Genomic DNA, 1,487 nt, shown 5'->3' with positions numbered 1-1,487 from the left:
TATAATGGTTTATTCCGGCCGTCTGAAAGCAGGGTTTGTTTTCAGACGGCCTCAACTTTACTATTGGTGAGGAAGGGCAGATGCCTGCTTTATTGATTAAAGATTTTTTGCAGACGCAAGGTTTGAAATTGCCTGCGGATGAGATACATGTTGCTTATTTGACTGCCCAGGCTGTGATTAAAATGGGCAATGCTTCGGTTGAGCGTTCGATTTTGTGGCCGTCTGAAGACGGTTGGCAGTTGGCGGATTATGTTGATGCCGAACATGAATTGTTGCTGAAACAGATTTTTATGGCTTTGGATTCGGTTGCCGAGCGCACTGAGCATTTGAAAAGCGCAGCAGTTTATACAGCTTTCCCGAAAGATGGCGCGTTGTCGCTGGTTCGACTGAGCCGTTGGGGCGTGCCGTTGGAAAATGTGATTCCAATCGATGAGCAGGCCGGACGGGCTTTTTTGGCTGTGCGTACGGCGCAAAGCGGTTGGATGAATGTTTGTCAGAATGTGGCGTATTGGCAGGAAATTGGTGAGCTGTCGGACGAACGCAATCATCCCGGCTTGAGTCAGATTTCTGTTCCTGTCTGTATGCCCAGCGGTGCGGTTTTGGGTGTGGTGCATGCCGAGTTTGATGTCAAAGACGGTGCGCCTGATGAAGTATTGGTGGCTTGGATTGCCCTTGCCTTGGCTCTGTCGGATTCTTTGAAAAATCTGTTGGGCGTGGCTGAAAAAGAGGAAGCGGAAAATGAGTAATGCCTTGAAGTTTGTTGCGTCATGCCGTTTGCCTACGGAATGGGGCGAGTTTACCATGCACGGCTTTGAAGAAGAGGGCGGTCAGGAACATGTCGCATTGACGATGGGCGATGTTTCAGACGGCCTGCCTGTGTTGTCGCGTATCCATTCCGAGTGCTTGACCGGCGATGCTTTATTTTCGGTGAAATGTGATTGCGGCCCTCAGCTTCAAGCGGCGATGCAGGTTGTTCAGAAAGAAGGGCGTGGCGTTATCGTATATTTGCGCCAAGAAGGCAGGGGCATTGGTTTGATAAACAAAATCCGTGCTTATCGTCTGCAAGATCAGGGCTTGGATACGGTTGAAGCCAATGTAGCGCTCGGCCTTCCTGTTGATGCGCGCGACTTCACTTTAGCCAAGCAGATTTATGATTATCTGCATATTCGGGAGGTCAGGTTGTTGACCAATAATCCTGAAAAAATCCAAACGTTGAAAGATTCCGGCATTAATGTGGTTGAACGGATTGCATTACATGTCGGCGAAAATGTGGAAAATGAACGTTATCTGCATACTAAAGCGGATAAATTGGGGCATTTGATTTTCGATTGATAGAACGGTATATCGGTAATTTTTGCGGTTAAATAAAATATTCTATATTCTTTCAATGGGATATATTTTTATTTAAATAAAAACCTTGCGCGTAGCCTGATTTTTTGATTTAATGTCGGCTTATCGGGTGATTAGCTCAGTTGGTAGAGCGTCTG

The 1,487-nt window shown here is 46.8% G+C and carries 2 protein-coding genes; both read left to right on the top strand.

Features of this window, described 5'->3' with window-relative positions; all coding sequences use genetic code 11:
• Positions 1-80 precede the first annotated feature (80 nt).
• A complete protein-coding gene (locus ACTHUE_RS18745) occupies positions 81-746 on the top strand; it encodes a hypothetical protein (protein WP_199900368.1) in 666 nt (221 codons plus the stop codon).
• Positions 739-1,332: a GTP cyclohydrolase II gene (gene ribA, locus ACTHUE_RS18740; RefSeq protein WP_107769243.1), complete on the top strand. Its 594-nt coding sequence runs from the start codon at positions 739-741 to the stop codon at positions 1,330-1,332. Before ACTHUE_RS18745 ends, ribA begins: the two co-directional genes overlap by 8 nt.
• The last annotated feature ends 155 nt before the right edge of the window (positions 1,333-1,487 follow it).

This window comes from Neisseria sp. P0021.S005, from assembly GCF_051956955.1.
Note: the sequence above shows the minus strand (reverse complement) of the source record. Positions and strands in the feature narration are given on the sequence as shown.

What these genes read in the sequence shown, in the direction of transcription:
- ACTHUE_RS18745 (WP_199900368.1), top strand. Translation starts at nt 81, where the DNA reads ATGCCTGCTTTATTGATTAAAGATTTTTTGCAGACGCAAGGTTTGAAA.
- ribA (WP_107769243.1), top strand. Translation starts at nt 739, where the DNA reads ATGAGTAATGCCTTGAAGTTTGTTGCGTCATGCCGTTTGCCTACGGAA.